The 24,058-nt window shown below is 59.5% G+C and carries 19 protein-coding genes and 1 pseudogene; 11 read left to right on the top strand and 9 right to left on the bottom strand.

The features are described from left to right. Positions 1-9: 9 nt before the first annotated feature. Genes tsdA through FHT79_RS19090 form a run of 3 tightly spaced genes read right to left on the bottom strand, consistent with a single transcriptional unit; the run spans position 10 to position 2,757 of the window. Entirely contained in the window at positions 10-984 is a 975-nt protein-coding gene (gene tsdA, locus FHT79_RS19100; protein ID WP_047619739.1) for a gamma-resorcylate decarboxylase, read from the bottom strand. Positions 985-1,007: 23 nt separating this feature from the next. Further along, complete coding sequence (locus FHT79_RS19095) at positions 1,008-2,234, bottom strand: acyl-CoA dehydrogenase family protein (protein WP_052213517.1); 1,227 nt, start codon at positions 2,232-2,234, stop codon at positions 1,008-1,010. Between the two features lie 19 nt (positions 2,235-2,253). Continuing rightward, complete coding sequence (locus tag FHT79_RS19090) at positions 2,254-2,757, bottom strand: flavin reductase family protein (protein WP_183903945.1); 504 nt, start codon at positions 2,755-2,757, stop codon at positions 2,254-2,256. Positions 2,758-3,093: 336 nt separating this feature from the next. Here FHT79_RS19090 and FHT79_RS19085 point away from each other — a divergent pair, with 336 nt between their 5' ends. Both FHT79_RS19085 and FHT79_RS19080 read left to right on the top strand, forming a co-directional pair. Beyond that, positions 3,094-4,392: an aromatic acid/H+ symport family MFS transporter gene (locus FHT79_RS19085; RefSeq protein WP_183903944.1), complete on the top strand. Its 1,299-nt coding sequence runs from the start codon at positions 3,094-3,096 to the stop codon at positions 4,390-4,392. 138 nt (positions 4,393-4,530) lie between these two features. After that, entirely contained in the window at positions 4,531-4,968 is a 438-nt protein-coding gene (locus tag FHT79_RS19080) for a MarR family transcriptional regulator (protein ID WP_047619733.1), read from the top strand. An 87-nt stretch (positions 4,969-5,055) separates the two neighbouring features. Here the strand turns inward: FHT79_RS19080 and FHT79_RS19075 are convergent, their stop codons facing one another. The 4 genes from FHT79_RS19075 to FHT79_RS19060 form a co-directional block, all read right to left on the bottom strand. After that, entirely contained in the window at positions 5,056-7,275 is a 2,220-nt protein-coding gene (locus FHT79_RS19075) for an EAL domain-containing protein (RefSeq protein ID WP_183903943.1), read from the bottom strand. A 99-nt stretch (positions 7,276-7,374) separates the two neighbouring features. After that, positions 7,375-9,162: a PAS domain-containing methyl-accepting chemotaxis protein gene (locus FHT79_RS19070; RefSeq protein ID WP_168333752.1), complete on the bottom strand. Its 1,788-nt coding sequence runs from the start codon at positions 9,160-9,162 to the stop codon at positions 7,375-7,377. A gap of 219 nt (positions 9,163-9,381) precedes the next feature. After that, on the bottom strand, positions 9,382-11,565 hold the full coding sequence (locus FHT79_RS19065) for a DUF1217 domain-containing protein (protein ID WP_183903942.1): 2,184 nt from the start codon (positions 11,563-11,565) through the stop codon (positions 9,382-9,384). Between the two features lie 209 nt (positions 11,566-11,774). Then, the gene (locus FHT79_RS19060) at positions 11,775-12,422 is read right to left on the bottom strand and encodes a TetR/AcrR family transcriptional regulator (RefSeq protein WP_183903941.1); all 648 of its coding nucleotides are present in this window, start codon (positions 12,420-12,422) and stop codon (positions 11,775-11,777) included. A gap of 163 nt (positions 12,423-12,585) precedes the next feature. Here FHT79_RS19060 and FHT79_RS19055 point away from each other — a divergent pair, with 163 nt between their 5' ends. The 8 genes from FHT79_RS19055 to FHT79_RS19020 all read left to right on the top strand — a co-directional run bounded on the left by FHT79_RS19055 (position 12,586) and on the right by FHT79_RS19020 (position 20,544). Beyond that, entirely contained in the window at positions 12,586-13,467 is an 882-nt protein-coding gene (locus FHT79_RS19055) for an EF-hand domain-containing protein (protein ID WP_183903940.1), read from the top strand. Positions 13,468-13,792: 325 nt separating this feature from the next. After that, on the top strand, positions 13,793-15,085 hold the full coding sequence (locus FHT79_RS19050) for a flagellar hook protein FlgE (protein WP_183903939.1): 1,293 nt from the start codon (positions 13,793-13,795) through the stop codon (positions 15,083-15,085). Between the two features lie 13 nt (positions 15,086-15,098). After that, complete coding sequence (gene flgK / locus FHT79_RS19045; RefSeq protein ID WP_183903938.1) at positions 15,099-16,559, top strand: flagellar hook-associated protein FlgK; 1,461 nt, start codon at positions 15,099-15,101, stop codon at positions 16,557-16,559. A 2-nt stretch (positions 16,560-16,561) separates the two neighbouring features. Further along, positions 16,562-17,608: a flagellar hook-associated family protein gene (locus FHT79_RS19040; protein WP_047619720.1), complete on the top strand. Its 1,047-nt coding sequence runs from the start codon at positions 16,562-16,564 to the stop codon at positions 17,606-17,608. Between the two features lie 10 nt (positions 17,609-17,618). Continuing rightward, entirely contained in the window at positions 17,619-17,993 is a 375-nt protein-coding gene (locus FHT79_RS19035) for a hypothetical protein (protein WP_047619714.1), read from the top strand. 153 nt (positions 17,994-18,146) lie between these two features. Continuing rightward, positions 18,147-19,037, top strand: a complete 891-nt coding sequence (locus FHT79_RS19030) for a DUF6502 family protein (RefSeq protein WP_183903937.1) — start codon at positions 18,147-18,149, stop codon at positions 19,035-19,037. Continuing rightward, positions 19,034-20,107, top strand: coding sequence for a DUF5666 domain-containing protein (locus FHT79_RS19025; protein WP_047619710.1), 1,074 nt, complete (start codon positions 19,034-19,036; stop codon positions 20,105-20,107). The genes FHT79_RS19030 and FHT79_RS19025 overlap by 4 nt, the downstream gene beginning before the upstream one ends. 188 nt (positions 20,108-20,295) lie before the next feature. Next, positions 20,296-20,544, top strand: a complete 249-nt coding sequence (locus tag FHT79_RS19020) for a hypothetical protein (RefSeq protein ID WP_183903936.1) — start codon at positions 20,296-20,298, stop codon at positions 20,542-20,544. 179 nt (positions 20,545-20,723) lie between these two features. Here FHT79_RS19020 and FHT79_RS32190 read toward each other — a convergent pair. After that, positions 20,724-20,977 (bottom strand): annotated as a pseudogene (locus FHT79_RS32190) (plasmid stabilization protein). A gap of 216 nt (positions 20,978-21,193) precedes the next feature. On the opposite strand from FHT79_RS32190, the gene FHT79_RS19015 reads away from it, so the two are divergent. Next, entirely contained in the window at positions 21,194-23,011 is a 1,818-nt protein-coding gene (locus FHT79_RS19015; RefSeq protein ID WP_183903935.1) for a HAMP domain-containing methyl-accepting chemotaxis protein, read from the top strand. A 39-nt stretch (positions 23,012-23,050) separates the two neighbouring features. Here FHT79_RS19015 and doeB read toward each other — a convergent pair whose 3' ends face one another. Then, positions 23,051-24,058 (bottom strand): N(2)-acetyl-L-2,4-diaminobutanoate deacetylase DoeB, encoded by a 1,008-nt coding sequence (gene doeB, locus FHT79_RS19010; protein WP_097545055.1) that lies wholly within the window; start codon positions 24,056-24,058, stop codon positions 23,051-23,053.

The raw sequence follows: 24,058 nt of genomic DNA, 5'->3' as shown, positions 1-24,058 counted from the left end.
CACCCTCCATCAAATGCCGAAGAGCAGTTTGGCATTTGTCCGGCCGATTTTCACCCTGTCCGCCTCCGCAATCGTCGTGGTGTCGAACCAATCGGCGGCATGATCGATATTCTCGAACGGCCAATCGGTCGAAAACAGGATCCGGTCGGCGCCGATTTCCAGCATGGCATCGATCAGCGTCTGGGTGCGGAAATTGCCTGAAGTCGTGATGTAGAAATTCTCGTTGAAATAGTCGGCGATGCGGCGTTTGGCCGGATATTTCGGCGGCACCTTGACCCAGGCGTTACGATTGTCGATGCGCCACATCATGTAGGGCAGACCTTCGCCCATATGGCCGAGGATGATACGGAGGTTCGGGTGTTCGTCGAAAAGTCCCGATCCCATGAGGCGCAACGCGTGGACCGCCGTCTCCTGGGCGAAGGCCCAGGTCGGCCCCATCAGCCAGGGGTGGCCCTCATAGATGCGGCTGTCCTCAGCCAGCGGATTGCGCGGGTGCAGATAGAAGGGCACATCGAGCGCGGCGACCGTCGCCCAGAAGCCGCGATATTGCGGCAGGTCGTAATAGAGCAGCGCATTGGTATCGGCGCGCTGGCTGAAGCCGTTGACCAGGGCTCCGACGAAGCCCATGTCCTTCACGCACCGTTCCAGCTCCCGTGCGGCGGCCTCGGGATCCTGGAGCGGCAGGGCCGCAAAGGCGCGAAAGCGGTCGGGACGTTTGGCGCATTCTTCGGCCAGCGCATCGTTGGCGCGGCGGGCAATATCTATGGCCCGTCCGGTTTCGGCGATTGCCTGGACGGCCGGTGCGTTGAGCGACAGGATCATGGTCTCGATCCCGTGCGCATCCATCAGCTTCAGTCGCTTGTCCTGAATGTCGAGCAATCGGGACTGAAGCTCTGTCCAGTAGTCGCCCGGGACGAAACCCGCCGAATCCATCAGCGTCTCGGGAATGGCGAAATGCTCTTCGAGCGCGATCTTGCCTTGCATGTTTCTCCTCCAACTTTCTCGTTTTAATATTGACCCTTGGGCTCGAGGCCGAGCATGTGCTGGCCGACCATCGTGCCGACGGCGTCCCAGTTCATGCTGATATGACGGCCGACGGCGTTGGCGTCGCGCCAGGCGCGCTGAACCGGATTGTCCATGTTGAGGCCAAGTCCGCCGGTGGAAGCGTTCAGGGCTTCGACGGCCCGGAGCGCCAGGGTGACGGCAAAGGACTGGCCGCGCCGGCTGAGCAATCTGTCCTCGATGGTGAATTCTCGTCCTGAACCCGCCAGCTCCTCGGCGCGCGCCACATCCCGGAGCAGGATCTCGCGGGCTGCGTCGACGCTGGCAGCGGCATCCGCCACCCTGAGCTGGATTGTCGCAAATTCTGCCATGCGGCTGTTGCCGCCCGCGACCGCCCCCCGGGTCACACGGCTACCTGTTGATGCGACATAGCTTTCCAACGCGCCTTTCGCGGCGCCGACAGCGGCGGAAGCGAGGCAGGACGGAATGCCGGTGAGAAGCGGCATGTTGAAAAGGCCCTTGTCGGCATAGAGGCCGGCGCCCGGCGTCCGGCCGCTGGTGGCCTCCGGGAAAGTGAGCACGCGATGCTTCGGCACAACGACATTGGCGAGAATGAGGGTCTTGGAGCCGGTGCCCGCCAGTCCCGCGACATCCCATGTGTCTTCGATTTCATACTGCGTCGCAGGCACCAGCAGGAAGGCCGGAACCGGCTTGCTGGCACCTTCAGCGGGCAGGACGGCGGCGCAGAGCGACCAGTCGGCATTCTCGCAGCCGCTGGCAAAAGCCCAGCGGCCGTTCAGCCGATAACCGTCTTCGGTGGCCTCGGCCAAGGAGGCGGGCGCATAGGAGCCGCAGAGAAGCGCATCCGGATTTTTGCCCCAGACGTCATCCTGCGCGGCCTTCGGAAACATTGCGAGCAGCCATTGATGGGCTGCAAGAAGACCCGCGACCCAGCCGGTCGAGGCACAGGCCGAGGCCAGTTCGAGATTGGCGTCGACGAGATCGGCGAAAGGCCCGGGCGCGCCACCATAAGCGGCCGGCTTGACCGCATCGAAATAACCGGCAGCGCGAAGAGCTGCGATGTTTTCCGCCGGTACCCGGCGTGCCTTTTCGGTTGCCTGCGCACGGTCCTTGAAGGCCGGCAGGAGCGGCAGGATGCGGTCCTTCAGTACAGCGCCGCGAATGGGGCGTGCGATATTATCGGCACCGCCTTCGATGATCTCAAGCTTCATATTCTCCTCCTTGGCGGGATCAAGCCGCCGGCTGCGAGACGCAGTAGCGGGCGTCCTCGTAGATGAGCGGTATGGTGTTGGGGTCGACGGTCGCGTGAACGACCTGCCCGATGAAAAGCGTGTGAGTGCCATAGGGCACGGCAGCCATGCGGCGGCAGACGACATTGGCGTTGGCGCCGTCGAGGAGCTGCATTCCGGCTTCGTGCCGCCGCCAGTTCGCCAGTCCGAAGCGCGCATGCGGCTCGACTTTGCCGGCGAATGCCTCAGACAGCGGCCGCTGCGCGTGACTGAGGACATTCACCGCGAAATCCGGCTGACAAAGCAGCATTTCGTGCAGCAGGGTCCTGTTGTTCAGGCAGACCACAAGCGAGGGCGGCTCCATGGAAACGGAGGTGACCGCCGTGACCGTCATGCCATGGTCGATACCGTCCTTCACCGCCGTGATCACGGTCACTGTCGCTGGAAATTTGCGCATTGCGGCACGAAAATTCGCGCCGACCACTCCATCGGATAAAATCTGCATGATCTCTCTCCCATTCCGATTTCCATCATTTATTTGCATTTGCAATTATTGTCAATGCAAATAATTTCCTATTCGTGATGACGAGACCTGCGATTGGATAACCTGCAGATGCGTTCCCACCGCCTGCCGGAAGATAATTTTGATCGCACCATATTTTCTATTGCAATATTTGCATTTGCAATATTCTATTGTCTTACGCATCGGGTGGGAGAGGATTATCGGGCAGCGTGCCTAGCGCGCCGTTCAGAAGCCCGATGACGACGGAGGTAATCTTTGATTTTCTAGGCTCCAGGACAGCTGAAGCCTTTTTCAAAGCGAGATCACGGAGGAGGAGCCATGTCTTCGCAGGAAATGAGCGCCATGGTGGCGCAGACCAAAACGACGGCAAGTGTCATTGCCATGTGCGGCTTCATGATATTATTCGACGGCTATGACCTGGTCGTCTACGGGGTGATCGCACCAGCGCTACTCAAACAGGCGGAATGGGCGCTGGATCCATCCCTCGTCGGCCGTGCCGCCGCCTTGACCCTGTTCGGCATGCTGCTGGGTGCGGCAATCGCCGGGACGCTCGCCGATCGCATCGGCCGGAAAAAAGTCGTTCTCGGCAGCCTCGCCAGTTTTTCCTTCATGATGATCGCCAGCGGGCTTGCTCCGAACTTCCCGGTCTTCGCAGCCACGCGTTTCCTGAGCGGGCTCGGGCTCGGCGCACTTCTGCCGACCGTAACCGCGCTCATTCTCGAATTTTCGCCCACCAAACGGAAGGCGCTGGCCAACTCCCTGTCCTTCATGGGCTATCTGCTGGGCGGCATCCTTTCCGGCATTCTCGGCATGCTTCTTCTTGAGCATTACGGCTGGCGCCCCCTGATGATCATTGGCGGCGCGCCTTTGCTGGCACTGCCGTTCCTGATCAAATCACTGCCCGAATCGCCCGACTGGCTCGCCGCCAAGGGCCGCCGCGCCGAGGCCGACGCGGTTTGCGACAGCTTTGGCCTGGAACGGGTTCCGCACCAGCCGACAACTTCGGAAAAAGAGGGCGTACGGGCGCTGTTTGCGGAAGGGCGGCTTGCGCTGACGCTGAATGCCTGGGCGATTCACTTCTGCTCTCTGTTGCTGACTTTCGGCATGGTGAACTGGCTGCCGACCATCATGAACAAAATGGGCTACGACATCAGTTCGGCGCTGCTGTTTGCGATCATGCTCAATGTCGGCGCCGCCATCGGTATCGTCATTGCCGGCCGGATTGCCGATAGGGGCCATGTGAAGATGACTGTCGCCGTGCTGTTCGCCATCGGCGCTGGGGCGATCTACATGCTCACACTGAAGCAGGGTGTTTTCATGTACGCGCTTGTCGCTCTTGCCGGCGCTGGAACGATCGGCACCCAGATCCTCTCGAATGTTCTGGTTGGCCGCTTCTATCCAGTCCAGATCCGCGGAACCGGGCTCGGATTTTCGCTCGCGGTCGGCCGCCTTGGTGGCATGGCCGGGCCGCTGATCGGCGGCGCAGTGCTGCAGCGGGGGCTCGCACCGGAGTGGAACTTCTACATCTTCGCCATAGCGGCCGTGGTCGGCTGCGCTTTGACGGCCCTCACCTTCCTCCATGGCACGACCGAAAAGGGAGACGTCGTCGTGCACTGACTAGCTAAGGCAAGCACGCCCGCGACCATGGCCGGCCTCGATGAGGCCGGCTTTCATTTGTCCTGACGAACGCGACTTTTGATTGCACATGCCCTCGCCTAAGGCTATTCAGTGCGGATGCAATAGTTGTGAGCGAAAATGTCCTATCGATTTACCGGATCCTTTCCCTACCTTCTCAATCGCGTCGGCGTGCGCATGGGGGAGCTTTTTTCGGAGCGGCTGCACGATTTTGACGTTACCTTGCCCATGTACCGCGTCCTTGCGATCCTGAAGCAGGAGGGACCGCAAAGGCTGACAGATCTGAGCCCCATGGTTACGGTCGAGCTCTCCACCCTGTCGCGCCTAGTCACTGTGATGAAGAAGAAAGAACTGGTGTCGCGCACCCGGCCCGACGACGGCCGCACGGTTTCGATTGCGCTGACCCCCTCGGGCGATGCGCTGGTGCAGAAATTGATGCCGCTCGCAGCAGAATTCGAGGCGGTCGGCGTCGAGACGTTCAGCGAGGCGGAGGTGGCCTGGCTGAAATCGGCGCTGAAGATCATCCATACCAACCTGGACAAGCTCGAAGCACGCTGATCTGCTGATGTGGACGCAGGCCCGTCCCGATGGCGCAAAGGAGCGCGGGGACGGCCCCGCACCACCTTCGACACGCCATCTTGATGACTATCCGAAGAGCAGCAGACCCGTCCGCGATTCTCCTGAATTGTCCGTACAATGTGGTTTTGATGCAGATAGGTAGCTGCCCACGTGTTCGCGGTCCATCGGCTTGTTAAACAAATAGCCCTGGAGGGTGGTGCAGCCCATTTCCAGCAAGCACATCGCCTGCCGATGGCTTTCGACGCCCTCCGCCGTGACCTTCATGTCGAGCTTCCGCGCTAGGTTGAGCACCAGTTCTACGATTGCGAGGCTCGATTCATCCACGAGCATGGTGTCGATGAAGCTCTTGTCGATTTTGATGATATCGACGGGCAGGCTCCGCAAATGTGTCAGCGATGCATAGCCCGTCCCGAAATCATCGAGCGCCACGGCCAAGCCTCTTTTCCGCAAACGTTGCAGCGTTGTTGCAACAGTGTCTTCCAAGCCCTGCAGGAAGACGGTTTCCGTCACTTCGAGCACTAGCTTATCGAGCGGAATGCCTCTCGACGCGAACGCACCAACGATGCGGCTTTCCAGGTCACCCCTCATGAAATCAGAGGCGCTGACATTGATGCCAACCCGTCCGAAACTCAGCCCCCGGTCCATCCATTTGCAGATATCGGTCGCGACATGATCGAGCATGCATGTCGTAATGTGATGGGAAACACTCGAGTCCGTGAAGGCTTCATGAAATTGCGCCGCCGATACGACTGATCCATCGGGACGTTGCATTCTCACCAGCGCTTCAAACGCCCATACCTGACCGTCGGCGCAGCTCACGATTGGCTGATAATGCGGCACCATTCGATGCTCGGTAAGCGCCAACTCCACCTCTCGGACGATCTGAATGCGATGGGCTATCCTCGAACGCAGGCTGGGCTCATATTGAACGTAGCTTCCACGCCGTGTTTCCTTGGCGTGATACAGGGCGAAGTCTGCGTTTTGCGAAAGCGTCGCCGCATCCATTTCACCTTCCGAAATCGCGCCTCCCACGGTTATCGTGGGATTTATCGTTGATCCCACGACCTCCAGAGGGCGGCCGATATATTCAATCAGGTGTCGCGCGAGTGAACGCATTACCCGCGCGTTTGCGGGTGCGTCCAGAACAACCGAGAATTCGTCGCCGCCGAGGCGAAAGACCTTTCCGCGCTTTCCCAAGCGCTCGTCCAGACGGGATGCCACGCCTTTCAGCAGCAGGTCACCGGTCGCATGGCCCAGGATATCGTTCACCTGCTTCAGGCGATCGACGTCGACCAGCAGCAAACCAATGGAGGCGGCATCCGTCGCTGTGAGCCTCGCCATGTGAGCATTGTATGCCGCCCGGTTGGCAAGCCCGGTCAGGGGATCGGCATTTGCCGCCTGCAGCAAGCGTTGCTCGTAGCGCACTTTTTCGGAAACATCCTGAACGATGCCGAACAAACGTTTTGGCTCACCGTGCAGGTGTTCGATATCGCTGACCACGCGAATCCATCGTTCTTCGCCTTCTGGCGTTATGATGCGATACTCTTTGTCAACGCCGATCTCCGAGCCATTCAGGAGACCGCGAATCCTGCGACTGACGCCGTCGCGCTCTTCCGGAGCATAGCAGCCGATCACCTCCTCCGAGGTCATTCGTTTACCGACCGGCAATCCGACAGTGCGATAAATCTGGTCCGACCAGATGATCGTACCGGTGCTGAGATCCATCTCAAAGCCACCGACTTTGGCAGAGCGCTCGGTCTGTTCGAACCGAGCCTGCTTCAACTCCAGTTCACGTTGCTGCTCTTTCAGCTGGCTTTGCTGACGATGCTCGCGAATCAGGCCCACGATGACGCTTGCCAAGTTACGGAGCTGTTCGATATCCCGATCGCCGAAACGGCGGGTCTTCGTATCGAGGACACAAAAACTGCCGTAGCAGGTCTCCCCTTCCAAAAGCGGAACGCCCGCGTAGAATTGGACGGAACACTCGTTCACGAATGTGTTTTCCCAAAAGCGGGAATCTTTCCCGGCATCTTCAACGACGAGCGGCAACCCTGTTTCCACAACATGTCCGCAAAAGGAATGCTCGCGTGACGTCTCTTTCAAAGTGAAGCCTTGCTGGGCCTTGAACCACTGCCGCTGCTCGTCGACGAACGACACCAACGCCATCGGCATGTTGAATATATTGCAGGCCAGACGAACGATAGCGTCGAACTCTGTCGTCGGCGGTGTATCGAGAATGCTTGCCTCGTGGAGAAGGTTCAATCTTTCATCTTCGGTAAGGGACATGCGACCTTACTCCTCGCAGTGCTGCGTGACGCGGAGTGAGACGCTTCATGGATCATGGAAGCGGACGAACTTGCCGCCGACAGCAATTTTCTGGGTTGATCAGAATTCTTCCCAATCAGACTTCAGCGCGGCGGCCGCCGACCCGCGCTGGACGGACGCGGCGGGCGAGGTACGAACAACTTTCAAAGCCGTCGGTGCGGGCACATGACGATCCGCCTGCGTGGATGAAAGTCTCGATCTCGGAGCATCGTCGAAACGGAACTGTTCAAGAAGCTTGAAAAGTGCGGCGGCCTCGCGTGCGAGGCCGTGGCTCGCAGCCGTCTGTTCCTCGACCATCGCGGCATTCTGCTGCGTTCCCTGGTCGACGGTGTTGATGGCCTGGTTGATCTCGCCGAGCGCCGTCGATTGCTCGCGCGCCGCCTCCACGATCGCCGTGACATTGGTGTTGATGTCGTGAACCTGACTGGCGATTTCCTGAAGCGCCGATCCGGCATTCGTGACGAGGGCGACGCCCTTTGCGACGTGAGAACCGGAGGCTGTAATCAGGCTCTTTATCTCCTTTGCAGCTTTCGCCGACCGCTGCGCCAACTCCCGGACCTCCTGAGCAACGACCGCAAAACCCTTGCCGGCCTCCCCTGCCCGTGCCGCCTCTACGCCGGCATTGAGCGCCAAGAGGTTCGTCTGGAAGGCAATCTCATCGATGACGCCGATGATATTGGAAATTTCGCGCGACGAGGTTTCGATCTGGTCCATCGCTCCGATCGCATCACGAACCACCTGGCCGGAATGTTCCGCATGGTCTTTGGTGCGGGAGACGAGTTGACCGGCCTCCTCGGCGCGGCGGCTCGAATCCTTGACCGTCGTCGTGATTTCCTCAAGGGCGGCCGCCGTCTCTTCGACGGATGCCGCTTGCTGCTCGGTACGCTTTGCCAGGTCGTCGGCGGCGGTGCGGATTTCGTTGGAACCGGCCGAGATCGCCTTGGCATTTTCGGCCACCGTTGCCATCGCGTCCTTCAACTTTTCCGAAGCGCTGTTGAAGTCGGTGCGCAGCCGTTCCAGCGAAGGAATGAAAGGCTTCTGGATCGTCTGCGACAGGTCGCCATCTGCAAAATTCGTCAGGCAACGGGCGAGCTGTTCGACATTCTCGACACGCGCCGTGACATCGGTTGCGAACTTCACGACTTTGAACACTTTGCCGTTCAGGTCGAAGATCGGATTATAGGAAGCCTGGATGTAAACCTTCCGTCCGCCCTTGCCCACACGCATGAATTCGTCGGCAACCAGTTGGCCGCCCGCAAGTTTCCGCCAGAATTCCTTGTAGGCCTCCGACTTGGAATAGTCGCCTTCGCAGAACATCGAGTGATGCTTGCCCTGGATTTCGGCAAGCGAATAACCAAGAGCGGTCAGGAAATTGTCGTTTGCGGTCAGGATTTCGCCGGCCGGCGTGAATTCGATGATCGCCTGAGCCCGGGACAATGCGTCGATCTTGCCCGCATGCTCGGCAGATTTCAGCTTCTGCGCGGTGATATCGGTTGCAATCTTGATGACCTTGACCGGCTTCCCGCGACGGAACACCGGATTGTAGGACGCTTCGATCCAGACCTCACGCCCGCCTTTGCCGAGCCGTTTATACTGTTGTTGATCGAATTTTCCTGCTGACAGCTTCGTCCAGAAAGCCTTGTATTCTGCCGAGGATGCATAGGCAGGTTCGACAAACATGCTGTGATGTTTTCCGACGATCTCCCTCAACTCGTAACCAAGCGCCCTGCAGAAGTTTTCGTTTGCGGTGAGGATTTTGCCCGACAAATCAAACTCGATCATGGCTTGCGAATTCGATAGAGCCGCCAGAACAGCGACAGCATTTGCACCACGATCAAGAATATTCACTCGCAAATCCTCCTAGATTCATCGCTGTCGATCCAGCCATTTTGCGAATATTCGCTCATGCTCATTAACGGGGATTTAATTATGAATGTGACGTGCAGTATAATTTATTTTCAACCAGCGCTGCATTCATCAGGCGCATCCGGGGGCAAAGACAGCCGGCGGCCCGCCCTGCCGCGGGCAGCGATGCAGCCTCCCCGGGAACGGCGCACTGCGGGCCGCTCAGCTGCTTTTCAACTGCGCCACCGCAAGCAGCGTGTCAGCGCTTATTGTCGACGAGCCGGTCAGGATCGAAAGGGCTGACGACGTGGTGCCCGTACCGTTGGCCATGTCATACATGGCGGTGAAGCGTTGGATCAGATCGTCGACTTTGTCAGGATCCGACAGATCCTCCATGTCGATGAAATTGTTGACCATCTCGGCTTGCTTCTCGACGTCCATATTCGAGACGTAACTGGACAGGTTGAAGGTCGTCGTAAAGAACTCGAAGAGCGCGCTGTCGCCCAGAATATCATAGGCGTTCGAGATCTCCGGCGCCTTGCGTTCGAAATAGAGGGCAAGGCGCACGCCGGTGTTGCTGTCGCCCTGATCGTCTTCGAGCGTCAGCCTGACATAGGAGTCGATCGTTTCCAGCACGTCGCCGCGCTGCTGCACGGTCCCGGTCGGATCGGCGGATATATTGCCGTCCTGATCGAAATTGAACGAGCCGACGAGTTCGGCGAAACGATTGTCGTCCTGCTTGTTGACATAACTATCTTCGTCGTCGAGATCGGAAGAGAACATCTTCTTCAGTTCGTCCGACGTGACATCGTCCGGATCGAGCCCCTTCGCCTCAAGCGCGAAGCTAACCAGGCGATCGTCGGCCAGGAATTCGCTGGCCGTCGTGATCGTCGCCATCTGCTCGCGAAAATAGGTGATCTCGTCATTCGCCGCGTCGGTCGCCTGGGTCAGCTCGTCGCCTTCGAGGTATCGGATCTTGTTCTGCTTGTAATAGGCGGCGTAGTCGTCGACGACGGATTCCGACATGGCCTGCAAGGGAACGGTGACGTCGCCATTGTCGTCGAAGTTGAATGCTTTGCGAAAGGCTACGAACCGGTCGTCCTTCAGGCTGTTGACATAGCTTTTCGAGTCCGTGGGATCGCTTTCGAGAATTTTCCGGACCTCGCTTCTCGAAACGCTGTCGGGGTCTATATCATAGGCGCGCAACGCCATTTCCCACAGCTCGGGGAGATCGTCGTTGTCGTCATCGTCGTCATCGGCATTCGACACGAGGAAATCATCGATCGAGGTGACGCTGGCGATGCGCGTCGTATAGTTGTCGGTGGCGTCTTCCGTGCTGGTATTGGCGACCAGCACTTCATAATTTTCATCGAAGGCTGCCGTGGTCGTGGCGGTCTGGTCGGAGGTCTGGGCGGTGTCGCCATCGGCAAGCGCGCCGTCCTCGTCGAAATTGAAGGCGTCGTGCAGGTCGGACAAGCCGATCGCTTCGGCGATGTCGGCGCTTTTCAGGGCTGCCGAAATGTAGCTGTCGGATTCGTCGTCGGAAAGACCGTAGGCAATCCTGAGATAGCCGACCAGCTTGTCGTCGCTCATCAATTGGTCGACGGAGGTGATGTTGCCAATTTCAGCAGCGAAATAGGTGTCGTAGGCCTCCCCGGTTTCCGTGGACGCGATCGTCGAGGAGGCCACCGCATAGCCGCTCGTCACCAGCGAGATCTGGTCTTCCGACATCACATCGCCGTCGGTCGAGCCATCCTCGTTGAAGTTGAAGGCCTTTGCCAGGCTGACATAGACGTCGTCGCCGAGCTGGTTGACGAAACTGTCGGCATCATCCAGATCGCTCGTCAAAACCTGCTTCAGGAAGCTGCTGGACGTGTATTCGGTGCTGAGGCCGAAGGCCGTCAGCGCATAGTTCTTCAGTCTGGAGCTCGACAGGAAATCATCGACCGAGGTGATCGACGAGATATTCTCTTCGAAATAATCCGTCTCATCCGTGATGTCGTCCGCCTCGGTGTCGAAGGATGTCTCATAGGCATCGAGCAGATTGTCCCGCTGCACGTCCGACTGCGCCGTCTTCGTCTCGCCCCCGAATTTGAAGGCGGCGGCGAATTCGGCATAGCGGCTATCGCTCAAAGTGTTGGCGAAGCTCGATGAATCGCTGAGGTCGCTTTCCAGCACCTTCTTCATGAAGGCCTTGGCATAGGTCATGTCCTCAAGTCCATAGGCCTTCATAGCATAGGAGTAGAGCTTGTAATCGCCCATGAATTCATCGACCGTCGTGACCTTGTCGATGTTTTCCTTGTAGTAGTCACTGTCTCGGGAAACCGTTGCCTGTGAAGCCACACTCGAGAGACTGGCGCTCAGATTTCTGGCGACCGAGAGGTAGCTCACATAGGTGGAAACCAACGTCTGTCCCTTTCATGAGCATGCGCGCGCGAAAGCCTGCCGGCCGCCACGGTTGAAACTTTTCATGTTTGCTGAGATGTTGCCGCCGTTCATGGCGCTGACGAACCGCATTCATGCGGCCGAATCAATTTAATAGAACCGTATGGTACTATAATTCTTCGAAAAATGCAACAGGACGTCGAAAGCCGAGGGATCGCGGCTTTATCGGGTCACGCGGCGCCGACGCCCGCGGCAAAGATTGCAATGCAGCGCCGGAGATGGGCAAGCAGTGCCGCCCGATCGCGCCAGGCCTGAGCGCGCCCTTCCGGCGGGCCCATGCCACCGAAGATCATATCCATCAGCATGCGGGCTCCGCTGGTCGGATCATCAAGCGACAGCCTGCCTTCGGCCCGGCGGTCGCTCAGCCAGTCGGCAAGCTGCTGCCGGCTGGCACGCATGCCTTCGCGCTGCAGAATGTCGACGAGTTCGGGAAACTGCCCTGCTTCGCGAAAGACGAGCTGCAGGAAACCGGCACGATCGGCATCCTTGTCCTCATCCATGTCGATCATGAAGATGCGTTCAAGGCTCTCGGCGATCGAGAGATCTTCCGGAGGCCGAGGCAGGTCGAGCATCATGCGCCGATGAGCACCGACCACGGCGGCAAACAGCTCTTCCTTGCTCTGAAACAGCTTGTAGAGCGTCTGTTTCGAAACACCCGCCTCGGTGGCGACGACCGCGGTCGTGCTTCCGGCGTAGCCGTATTTTACAAAAACGCGGCGGGCAATCTCGACGATATGCACGCGCTTGTCATCGTCGCTGGAGACTTTCGGCCGGCCCCGTTTGCGCGGCTCATCTGCGGGATCGTCGGCAACATCCATGATGATCTAGACCGCCTCATCGAAGCACAAGCCGACGCCCGCAGAAAGGAGACTACGATTTCTGAGGGACGATTTTTTCGGTTGTGGCATTAGTAATTTCGATTTAGAGAACTCATCAGTTCTGTAATGCGTTGCATCCCCACCCTCTAGCGATGGAGCGCTTATGACGACCATTTCCGCCGCAACGTCAATGTCTTCCTATTCCTATAGCAAGAGTTCGACGTCAGCGTCCCAGGACGTCCTATCCTGTAATACGGTTTCGGCAAAAAAATCAACCACAACCCAGCAGCTCAGCGAAGACGCGACCAACAGCGCCGAGAAACTCATGTCGCAGTTGATGTCACTGACGATGAACGGCCTCGCCGATCAGTCCGCTTCCAGCGAGCAGCAGGACGGCGGCGCAGACATGGACGTTGCGCAGCTGGACAGCGACGGCGACGGCTACGTCAGCAAGGCCGAGTTCGTCGCAGCCCGGCCGTCCGATGTGTCGGAGGATCAAGCCGGCACGCTGTTCGACAGCTTCGACAGCGAAGGTGCCGGCTCGCTATCGGTCGATGCGCTGACCGAAGCCATGTCCGCCCAGCAGTCGGAACGTGCCGAGGGGCCGCCACCCCCGCCACCTTCCGACGATGACGATCTTGCATCCCTGCTCTCCGATCTCGATACCGACGGCGACGGGCAGGTAAGCAAAGCCGAATTCGTTGCAGGTCGGCCGTCCGATGTGAGCGAGGAGCAGGCCGGCACGCTGTTCGACAGCTTCGACAGCGAAGGTGCCGGCTCGCTATCGGTCGATACGCTGACCGAGGCCATGTCCGCTCAGCAGTCGGAACGCCCCGAAGGACCGCCGCCGTCGTCCAGTGACGATGACGATGACCAGTTTGCATCCCTGCTCTCCGATCTCGATACGGACGGCGACGGGCTCGTGTCATTGGACGAATTCATGGCGGGTAAGCCGGACGACGTCACCGAAGACCAGGCGAGCCAGCTCTTCAGTCTGCTCGACACGTCAGGCGCCGGTTCATTGTCTGCACAGTCCACGAGCTGACGGTCGTTAAGCCGTCGCCATTGCGGTCGCTGGAGGATCTGCAATGAGACGGTTTTAAAGCGACCCGGCAGTTGAGCCGGCAGAGCCTTCAGTCGGGTCGCTTCCGAAATATGGAAACGTTCGAAGTGTGCGCCGTCACAGGCGCACGGATAACCAGCGCGCGGATGAGCCGAAGCGCCTATCGCCATCACGGGGTCAGTCCAGACAATCAGATCATCGACCGGTGTCGGCTTTTGCCCGGCGCCAGCGATGTCGTGCGCCCGCCATCCGGGCTCTGGAAGCCTTTCGTCACATGGCATGTTCCCAAACCTTAAAGGATCGAGCCATGAGCATTTTTGGAAGCATGAAAACCGCCGTCTCCGGCATGAGCGCCCAGGCAAACCGGCTCAGCACGGTTTCCGACAATATCGCCAATGCCAACACCACCGGCTACAAGGCCGTTTCCACGTCCTTCTCGTCGCTGGTCCTGCCGTCTTCGTCGGGTAATTACAATTCCGGCGGCGTCCAGACTTCCGTGCGCCAGGCGATTTCCGAACAGGGCGACATCTCCTACACGACCTCCGATTACGACCTGGCGATCTCGGGAGACGGGTTCTTCATCGTGCAAGGTGCCGACGGCACGCCGGTGCTCACCCGGGCCGGCGACTTCTCTGTCGACAGCGACGGCAATCTCGTCAACGGCGCCGGCTACACGCTGATGGGATATTCCTATGATTCCGGCGTGCCGGCGGTGGTCGTCAACGGTTTTGACGGCCTGGTGCCGGTCAACGTGTCCCAGTCGGGATTGAGCGCAGTTGCCTCGAGCAGCGCCTATTTCAGCGGCAACCTGAACTCCGAAGCGACCGTCGTTACCGATACGACGACTTTGCCGAGCGCCAACACGTCTGATGTCACCGACGACACGCAGAAAATGTCGCTGGTTGCCTATGACAGCCTCGGCGCTACCGTCCAATACGACTACTTTTTCACCAAAACCGGTGTGACGACGGATTCAAGCGGCGCGGTCACCGGAAGCACCTGGGAGGTCGCGGTTTATCGCAATGCCGACGCAACCACCGGCGGCACGACATCCTTCCCCTACTCCTCCGACGCCGTCAGCGTCGCGACGCTCTCCTTCGACGCCGACGGACAGCTCACCTCGGCGACCGACACGGATATCGTCGATCCGACGACGGCACAGACGATCACCATGGACTATTCGGATTTCACCCAGCTCGCCTCCGACTTCTCGGCGACGGGCTCGGCCGACGGCCAGGCCGCGAGCGCTGTCAGTGCGGTCTCGATCGGCACCGATGGTGTGGTGTCGGTCTCCTATGCCAACGGCACGACGAAGTCTCTCTACCAGATTCCTCTCGCGACGGTCGCAAGCCCCGACAATCTGACGCTGCTCAGCGGCAACGTCTACACCGCCAACGGAATGTCCGGCGTGACGGTCACCGGCTTCCCGCAGACCAACGGCCTCGGCTCCATCCAGTCCGGCGCTCTCGAAAGCTCGAACGTCGATCTCGCCGGCGAACTGACGGAGATGATCGAAGCGCAGCGCAGCTATACCGCCAATTCGAAGGTGTTCCAGACCGGCTCCGATATCATGGATGTCCTCGTCAATCTGAAACGATAGGGAGGGCGTCGGCATGTCGCTCACCTCCGCCTTAAACAGCGCACAAAGCATCTTCAACAATACCGGCCAGCAAAGCAGCGTCGTCTCGACGAACATCGCCAATGCAGGAAACTCCGACTATGTGAGACGGGAAGCGTCGATCACGACATCCCTTTCCGGCGCGCAGGTCGTCAGCATCAGCCGGGCGCAGGAAACCGCACTTCTGTCTCAGTACCTGCAGACGAATTCCAAGGACAGCGCCCAGCAAACGCTGCTGACCGGCCTTGAAAGCTTGAAGTCGCTGGTGGGCGGCAATGACTACGAGACCTCGCCAAGCACTTATCTCGCGGCATTCCAGCAGGCGCTCCAGACGTTCGGCACCTCGCCGAGCAGCACGACCGCGGCACAATCGGCCGTCACCGCCGCGCAGGACCTTGCCAATTCGCTGAATACTGCAAGCGACGGCATTCAGTCGATCAGAACAGAGGCCGACGCGGAAATCGCCACGCAGGTCTCGACGCTGAATACGCTGCTGTCGCAGTTCGAGACGGCAAACAACGCAGTCAAACTGGCGACATCGACCGGCGCGGATACATCCTCGGCGCTCGACGAGCGCGAAAAGCTCTTGAAGCAGATCTCCTCGATCGTCGGCGTCAATTCCGTCGTCCGCAGCAATAACGACATGGCGCTCTACACCTCGGATGGCACCGTGCTGTTCGAGACCGTCCCGCGCACCGTCTCATTCACCTCGACAGCAACCTATGTCGCGGGAACGGAGGGCAATTCCGTCTACATAGACGGGGTTGCGCTCGACGCCGGCGAAGGATCGACGACCACTGCCTCGGGCAGCCTGCAGTCATTGCTGCAGCTTCGCGACGAGGTCGCCCCGACCTTCCAGGCCCAGCTCGACGAGATCGCCAAATCGCTCGTCCAGATCTTTTCGGAAACCGACGGCAGCACGAGCGCACCCGGACTTTTCGTGTGGACGACGGCGGCGGGCGCAACCGGGACAACGCCGTCCGACACCGACGATATCACCGGGATCGCGTCCACCATCTCGGTCAATACAGCCGTTGTCACGAGCGACGGCGGCGATGCGACGAAGCTGCGCGATGGAACGATCAGCGGCATCACCGATCTCAATACGTCGGGAGACAGCGGCTTCTCGGACAATCTCGACGCCCTGTACGAGGCCTTGACGGAACAGCGCTCCTTCTCTTCCGATGCCGGCCTCTCCACGACGCAAAGCCTGACGGACTATGCCAGCGCCTCCATCGGCTGGCTCGAGCAATATCGCAGCGATGCGACGACGGCCTCCGAAACCACTTCGGCGGCCCTGTCGCGCTCCGACGAGGCTTATTCCAATGAAGCGGGCGTGAACCTCGACGAGGAGCTGACGCTGCTTCTCGACATCGAACAATCCTACAAAGCGGCGACGAAAATCCTGAACGTCATCGACGACATGTTCAAGTCGCTCCTCGACATAGCGAGCTAGTCATGAAAGCATCTTTTGTCTCATCATCGGCGATGCAAAACGTTCTCAAGCTGACCATCAGCCAGTCCCAGTCCAAGCTGCAGAGCGCTTCGACAGAGGCAACGACGGGAACCTACAGCGATATCGGCACGGCCCTTGGTGCCGGCACTGCAAAGTCGCTCAACCTCACCAGCGCCATCAACCAGGCCGCGTCGTTTCAAACGAGCAATTCCGTCGTCGCATTGCGCATGGACGCGTCGCAGACGGCCCTTTCAAACCTCAAGGATGCCGGCGACAGCCTGGTTTCGAACCTGACCGCGCTTCAGGCGAGCCAGGATACGACGAGTATCGCAGTCGCCTTGCAGACAGCGAGCTCCACGGTTTCGCAATTGATCTCGACGGCGAATACGGCCGTCAACGGCGAGTTCCTGTTTGGCGGGACAAACCTCGACAGCCAGCCCCTGACCGACCAAACTTCCACGGTCTCGGATACGATCGTGACGGCGCTGAGCGACTATGCAACCGGCCTTGGAAAAGACGTGAACGAGCTGACGGGCGAGGAAATCGGCACATTCATCACCGACACGGTCGAGCCGATGTTTTCCGAAAGCGCCTGGACGGACTCTGCAGACGGCTGGTCGACCGCCTCGAGCACCGACATGACAAGCCGGATCAGCGGATCGGAAACCATCACCTCGTCCACCAACGCGAATTCGGAAGGGATGCGTTATCTCGCGCTTGCATCCGTCGTCGTGTCGTCCCTCTTCGGTCAGGATCTCGCATCCGATGCGCAAAGCACCGTTGCATCCCAGGCTATCGCTTATGCGGCGCAGGCAACAGCCGGCATCGTCACACAGCAAAGCGAGCTAGGCCTCTCGCAGGAGCGGGTCGAAAAGGCAAATGACGCCCTCGACGCTCAATCAACCCTGCTTCAGGGCAAGCTCGTCGACCTCCAGGGCGTGGATGTCTATGAGGCGTCGACGCTCGTCAACCAACTGCAAACGCAACTGGAAACGGCCTATACGCTCGTCTCGAAACTCCAGGGGCTGAGTTTGGTCAATTACCTCTGACGGATCTGACATGAAGGAGTTCAAGCGGTTGCAGATACCAGCCTTAAGGAAACAGCCCAGCACGGATTGCTCCGAAATCGTGACGGAAGCCGCCTTCGCGCTCGCCTCCGGCATCATCGATACAATCCCTTTCGTCGGCTGCAAACTTGATGAACAACAGCCGCGGGCATGGCCTCGATCAGGTGTTTTCACCGATGACGGCGTCGAGATGACCGGCACGCCGCCTGAAATATTCGAGCTTTGCGAGCTTTTGGCCGGCCATATCGAGAAAGGCGCGTCATTCGACGTCTTCGAGGTTTTCCACAAGATTGCACGTATCGACCGGCTGATCGACTGGAGCCATGGCGCGGTGCTCTCACCCGAGCCGCATCCGGTAACTCATTAACGGAGCACGCTAAATCTCCTTTCAAAGTCGGCACGATCGCGGCCGCGCCGCACAGCAGCACGGCATAGCCCGGTCTTGCATCTGGCTTGTCCGTTGCAGCAGTCTGGACTTTACCATAGGGAGATGGAGGGCGACTGTCGAAGTCTGCCGGCAATGGTCTTTCAGGGACCGAGTGTATTGTTGATGTCAAAGCCGCGCGCGAAGCTTCCATTCTCCGAAGAGACCTTGCAGGCCATGCTCGTCCGCGTGCTTCGCCCGCTGGTCAAACTCGCTCTCGCCTCCGGCTTCAACTTCACTGCCTTTTCGGCCATTCTTCGCCACCTCTATATCGAGGTTGCGGAGAACGAATTTACGCTGCCGAACAAACAGCAGACGGATAGCCGTATCTCGCTTCTAACCGGCATCCACCGCAAGGACGTCAACCGGCTGCGTGGACAGACCCTGACGGCATCCTTTCTCACCGTGAGTGTTTCGCAGACGAGCCGCATTCTTGCGAGATGGCTTGCCGAGCCGCTCTATTGCGATGCGGAGGATAGGCCGAGCGCCCTGCCCCGCACATCCAGCGACGGCGGTCCGTCATTCGAAAGCCTGGTGAGCGACATCACCAAGGACGTCCATCCTCGCTCGATCCTGGACGACTGGCTGGACAGAGACATTGTCGTTGTCGATCAGAACGGTTGGATCCAGCTCAACCTCTCATCGATCGTCCCGAATGCCGGGGACGAAGCCCGCCGGCATTATTTTACCCGCAACCTTCGGGACCACGTGCAGGCATCGGTCATGAACCTGATGAACGATCCTCCTCCCTATTTCGAACGCGCCGTTCATTATGACGGGATATCTCCAGCGCTGGCAGCCCGGCTCGACGAGATTGGGCGCAAGGAAGGGATGGCGCTGCTCCTGAAGCTCAACAAGATCGCCCATCAGGCCATCAAGGACGATCCCGGCGGCAACAGCCGCTGGATCACCGGCGTCTATGTCATGACCGAGGAGGGTGACGCAGTTCCTCCGGCAGCCGCTTCCGAGACGGAGACTGACGCATGAGCCCGTCAACGATCTCGAGAAGACAGTTTCTCCTGGGCGGAATAGCGCTCCAGGTTCTGATGCCAGCGATGACCGCCGCGCAGCCGACAGGCACCAGCGACCATGGCATCGGCGGCTCCGGTCTTTCCATTGCAGGTGGAGAAAACGAAGACCACGGTATCGGCGGAACCGGCATCGTCGGAACCATCCAGGGTTTTGGCAGCATCATCGTCAACAACATCCACATACCGTTCAGTGCGACGACGCCGATCGACATCGATGGACGACGCGCGCCTGCAAGCGCGATGAAGGTCGGTCATGTCGTCCGTGTGCTGCTGGCAGGAAAGCGTGCTGCCCGCATCGCGATCGTCAGCGAGGTCCAGGGCCGCATCGACGAGATGGGTAAGACCGGGATGACCATCCTGTCGCAAACCGTCGACACGACCGGTTTGGTCACGAAGGGCTTACGAAAGGGCAAGCGAGTCGCCGTGTTCGGCATCCGCAAACCGGATGGCACCATCATTGCCAGACGCATCGAGCATCGCGCCGTTTCCGATGGCGCCCATGTTCGCGGTGTCCCCGTAAGGAGCGGCAATCGCGTCTTGCTCGGCGGCCTTTCGCTCGGGCAGGCGCAAGCACATTTGGTCGGCAAGCAAACCGTCGTGCGTCTCAGGACGGACGCTAATCGATCGGTCATTATACGCATTCAGGCCGAACCTGTGGTGCCGGGTCTGAAACGAGGCGTCGTCAACGTCGAGACCTTCAAACCCGCAGAAAAGGGCGGAGCTGGCGCAGGACCTGGGGGCTCAGCGCCTTACGGCTCGATGCGAATGTCTCCCGATGGCCATGGATTTGTCGACGTCACCGTTCGCGATTCAAGCAGAATGACGGGCTTTGCGGACAGGCAAGGCCCAGACGGCTTTGGTCCTCGCCCGCCGGATGGTCCTCCAGACGGGCCAGAGCGTGGCCATCCGTCTTTCGGCAGAGGCGGGCCTGGCGGAGATTATCCTGATCCGAACAGGCGGGGTCCGCCGCCGCAAGACCCCTTGCGCCGCGGTCCACCGCCTACGGATCCTCCAGTTCCGCGCTAACGCGCCATCAATCAGATTGACATATGGGAAAATTTCCCATTTATTGCTCTTGCGATTCCTGATTTGGGTTCCCAAGAAGGACTTGCCGATTGTCTATCGGGTTCGCCCCACACCCGACAGACAATCGTTTGATTTTCAATCGCTGCTGACTGCCGAACCAACCCGCCGTCGCCAAGAGGAATCAGGAATTGCTTTTGCTGGAACGCGAATCGGACGTGTCGATGGAAATGAACGAATCGACCGTCGTTGCAACCTGGGAAAACCGCGCGCAAATCATCGAAATCATGAGCAGCGCGCGCCAGACGAGCCAACAATTTCAACATCTTTGGCAGAGCAGCGCCGGAACGGGCCGGCTCAGCCAAGATGATACGGACAAGTTGGTCGAACTGCTCCGCCAGATCAGCGACCTGAATGAAATGCTCATGCGATTGGCCTGAAAGGCTTACCGGCGCGTCGATCGACCCATTCAGAAGCTAGCCGCTTGACAACGCTATCCGCGATAACCTCGACGCCGCGATAGGATATCCTTGGGCTTCGGTCTGCTCGACACCGCGGATGTCATCCCCTGAAGCGTTCAGCTTTCGTGGAAACGCAGAACCGTTGGTATCGAGAACATTCAAAGCTCGATGCCCATCCAATGCTGCCGGCCTTCGTTGATCGGGGCTTCAATACCGATGTCCGTCCCCGCGAAAAAAGCCTGGCATGGAAGGACACCGCCGGTTCCCGTCCAGCTTCGCCTATCTCGTCCAATTCAAAGGTCCGCGTGACTATGGCGGCTATCGAGCCGTTTTCACGGCGAGCAAGATCACGCGCTTTTGCACTTCGTACGGAAAGCTGAGGGCAGCCAAGCTGATCTCCTTCACGATGAATGTGATGTCGCCTTGAGCCATCATGATGGCTGGTGATGGTTTGATACCACCGCTTCAACCTATCAACCCAATTTTGGACGGTTGCCCCAGTCCTGAAAGAGCTGGCTAAGCTCCGACCTCATAATAATTAACCATATTTCAGTGTTCTTGCCAAATAATGCCGTACGTAGATCAGGTCTCTCGAAGTAGAGAGGCCAAAAGTTATTTGGAGACAGTCTTGGCATTCACCATCGCTCGCAGTCTGGTGGCGTTCGGCGTCGCCGTTTCAGTAGGTCTTTTCATGTCGATCGGATTGCAGCAATCGGCGCTCGAACGGCTGAAGGTCAACGGTCCGGTTTACGAGCAGGTGGTCTACGGCAAGGATTTGATTGCCGATATTCTACCGCCGCCGCTGTTCGTGGTCGAATCCTACATGCTCTCCTTCGAGGCGAGCAAATTTCCCGAACTAACAGACACCAATCTTGCCAAGATCGCCAATCTCAAGGCCGCTTACGACGACCGCCGCGCCTATTGGAAAACCACCCGGCTGCCGCAGGCGTTGAAGGACGAGCTTGAAAACGATGTCATCGCCAAGGGCGATGCATTCTGGGGGGTGATGAACCGCGAGATCATCCCCGCCTTAAATGCCAAGGATGAAGACAAGGCGCATGGTGCGATCGAACAGTTGCGCGTTGCCTTCCATTCGCATCAGGATGCGGTCGAGAAACTCGTTGCTAATTCCGACGCCTTCCTGAAGGGCGAGGAGCGCAATGCCGCTTCGGAAATCGTCACCTGGACGATCTATGCCGGTGCTGCGGGTTTCGGCTCGTTCGGCCTGCTGCTGGTCGGCCTCTATCTCCTGCGCCGCCGCGCCATCGTGCCGCTCGACGGTATGAAGGCCTATATGGGCAACCTCGCCGAAGGCGATTTTTCGACCGAAGTTCCCTATGCCAACCGTTCCGACGAGATCGGCGCCATGTCCAAGGCCGTCGCGGTATTCCGCCGCAATGCGCTCGAACGGCAGGACGCGCAGAAGCGCGAGACCGCACTTCGCGACGCGGAATTCGAGCGCGAGCGCAGCCAGCTGGCCGAAAAGGCCGCTGAGGAACAGATCCGCGAAACGGTGATCGGCCGGCTGACATACGGCCTGGAACAGCTATCGAACGGCAATCTCGATTGCCGCATCACGACGCCCTTCGCCACGGCCTACGAGACTTTGCGCGCAAAGTTCAACGACAGCATGGATGCGCTTTGCGCTTCGATGGCCGAGATCGCCCAGACCTCCAAGCAAGTGGGCAGTTCCTCGGCCGGCATCACCGATGCCGCCGACAGCCTTGCCTCGCGCACGGAACAGCAGGCCGCGATGCTCGAAGAGGCCACAGCCGCGCTCGATGAGATGAATGCCAAGGCGAAAGACGCCTCCGACCATGCCGGCAAGGCAACCGGCATGATGGCCGAGACCCGCACCAGCGCCGAACATTCGGCGGCCGTCGTTCGTGAAGCGATCGCCGCCATGGAACGGATCGAAGGTTCGTCCTCCCAGATCGGCGACATCGTCAATGTCATCGATGAAATCGCCTTCCAGACCAATCTTCTGGCGCTCAATGCCGGGGTCGAGGCGGCCCGTGCGGGCGAAGCGGGCAAGGGTTTCGCCGTCGTCGCCCAGGAAGTGCGCGAACTCGCCATGCGCTCGGCCAACGCCGCCAAGGAGATCAGAGCGCTGATTTCCACCTCCTCGTCTCAGGTCTCCACCGGGGTGCAGCTCGTCAACCGCACCGGCAAGGCGCTTCTGGAAATCGAAGGACAGGTCGAGCAGGTTGCCAGTCTGATCGCCCGCATCGTCTTGGTGTCCTCCGAACAGGCGGTGGCGATCGGCGAGATCAACACCTCCGTCAACGCCCTGGATCAGGTCACCCAACGCAACGCCGCCATGGCCGTCGAAACCGCCTCGGCCTGCCGGGCGCTCGGCAGCCAGACGCAGACATTGGAAGGGGTCGTCAGCCGCTTTCAGATCGACGCGGCCGCCAGCCCGTCAAGATCGCAGAAAGCGGCCTGACGCGTCCGCGGCAAAGGGAAGGGCCAGGCCCTTCCCACCTCAGTTCGTAACGATCGCCACGACGGCAACGCAGTCGCCTGCTTTGACCAGCCCCGGGAAATGCCGGGCACAGAGAATGCCGTTCATGCCGGCGCGGATCTCGCGGGGCGCCATTCCGGTCCGGCCGATCGGATGGATGCGCGCGACGACGGCGTCTTCGGCCACGGCTTCACCGAGGTCAATGACAGGCTCGATCAACCCGCCCTCCTCTGCGAAAGAGAAACAGCGGCCGTCCGGCATATCGAGCCAGCTCGTCGGGCCGGTCTCGACGGCGCCCGCGACGATCCCCGCATGGCGCAGCACGTTGATGGTGCCGCGTTTGGCAATCGCCGCACTTTTGGCCGTGGCGGTGCCGCCGCCGCCGAGTTCCGTGGTGATGAAGACCTTGCCCATCTCCTCGGCCGCGGTGTCGTACATGCCGACCGCATCGATCTCAAGCATCTTCATCGAATAGGGGGCCGCAAAGGCCGTCACCAATTCGAAGGCCTTTTTCTCCTGTTGCTTGTTCGCCAGGATGTGAGCCGCGCAGAACGGCAGAAAATCGAGCGTCTTGCCGCCGGAATGGAAGTCGAGGACGAGATCCGCCATCGGCAGAAGCACCCGCTGGAAATAGTCGGCAATCTTCTCCGTCACCGTGCCGTCCGGCCGGCCCGGGAAGCTGCGGTTCATGTTGCCCCTGTCGATCGGCGAGGTCCTGGTTCCCGCCTGGAATGCCGGATAATTCATGGCCGGCACGATGATGACAGTGCCGCTCACCTCCTCGGCTTTCAGCGTGCGGGCAAGATCGAAGAGCGCGATCGGTCCTTCATACTCGTCGCCGTGATTGCCGCCGGTCAGAAGAGCCGTTGGCCCCTTGCCGTTCCTGATGACCGTTATCGGCACCATCACCGATCCCCAGGCGGAATCGTCGCGGCTGTAGGGCAGCCGCAGGAAGCCATGCTGGACGCCCTCGGCGGCGAAATTGACCGTCGCGCTGATCGGTGACGGTCGCAAGCCAATCTCTGTCAT

Origin of the sequence: Rhizobium sp. BK212, assembly GCF_014197475.1 — a bacterium.
Lineage (GTDB): Bacteria > Pseudomonadota > Alphaproteobacteria > Rhizobiales > Rhizobiaceae > Rhizobium > Rhizobium anhuiense.
Note: the sequence above shows the minus strand (reverse complement) of the source record. Positions and strands in the feature narration are given on the sequence as shown.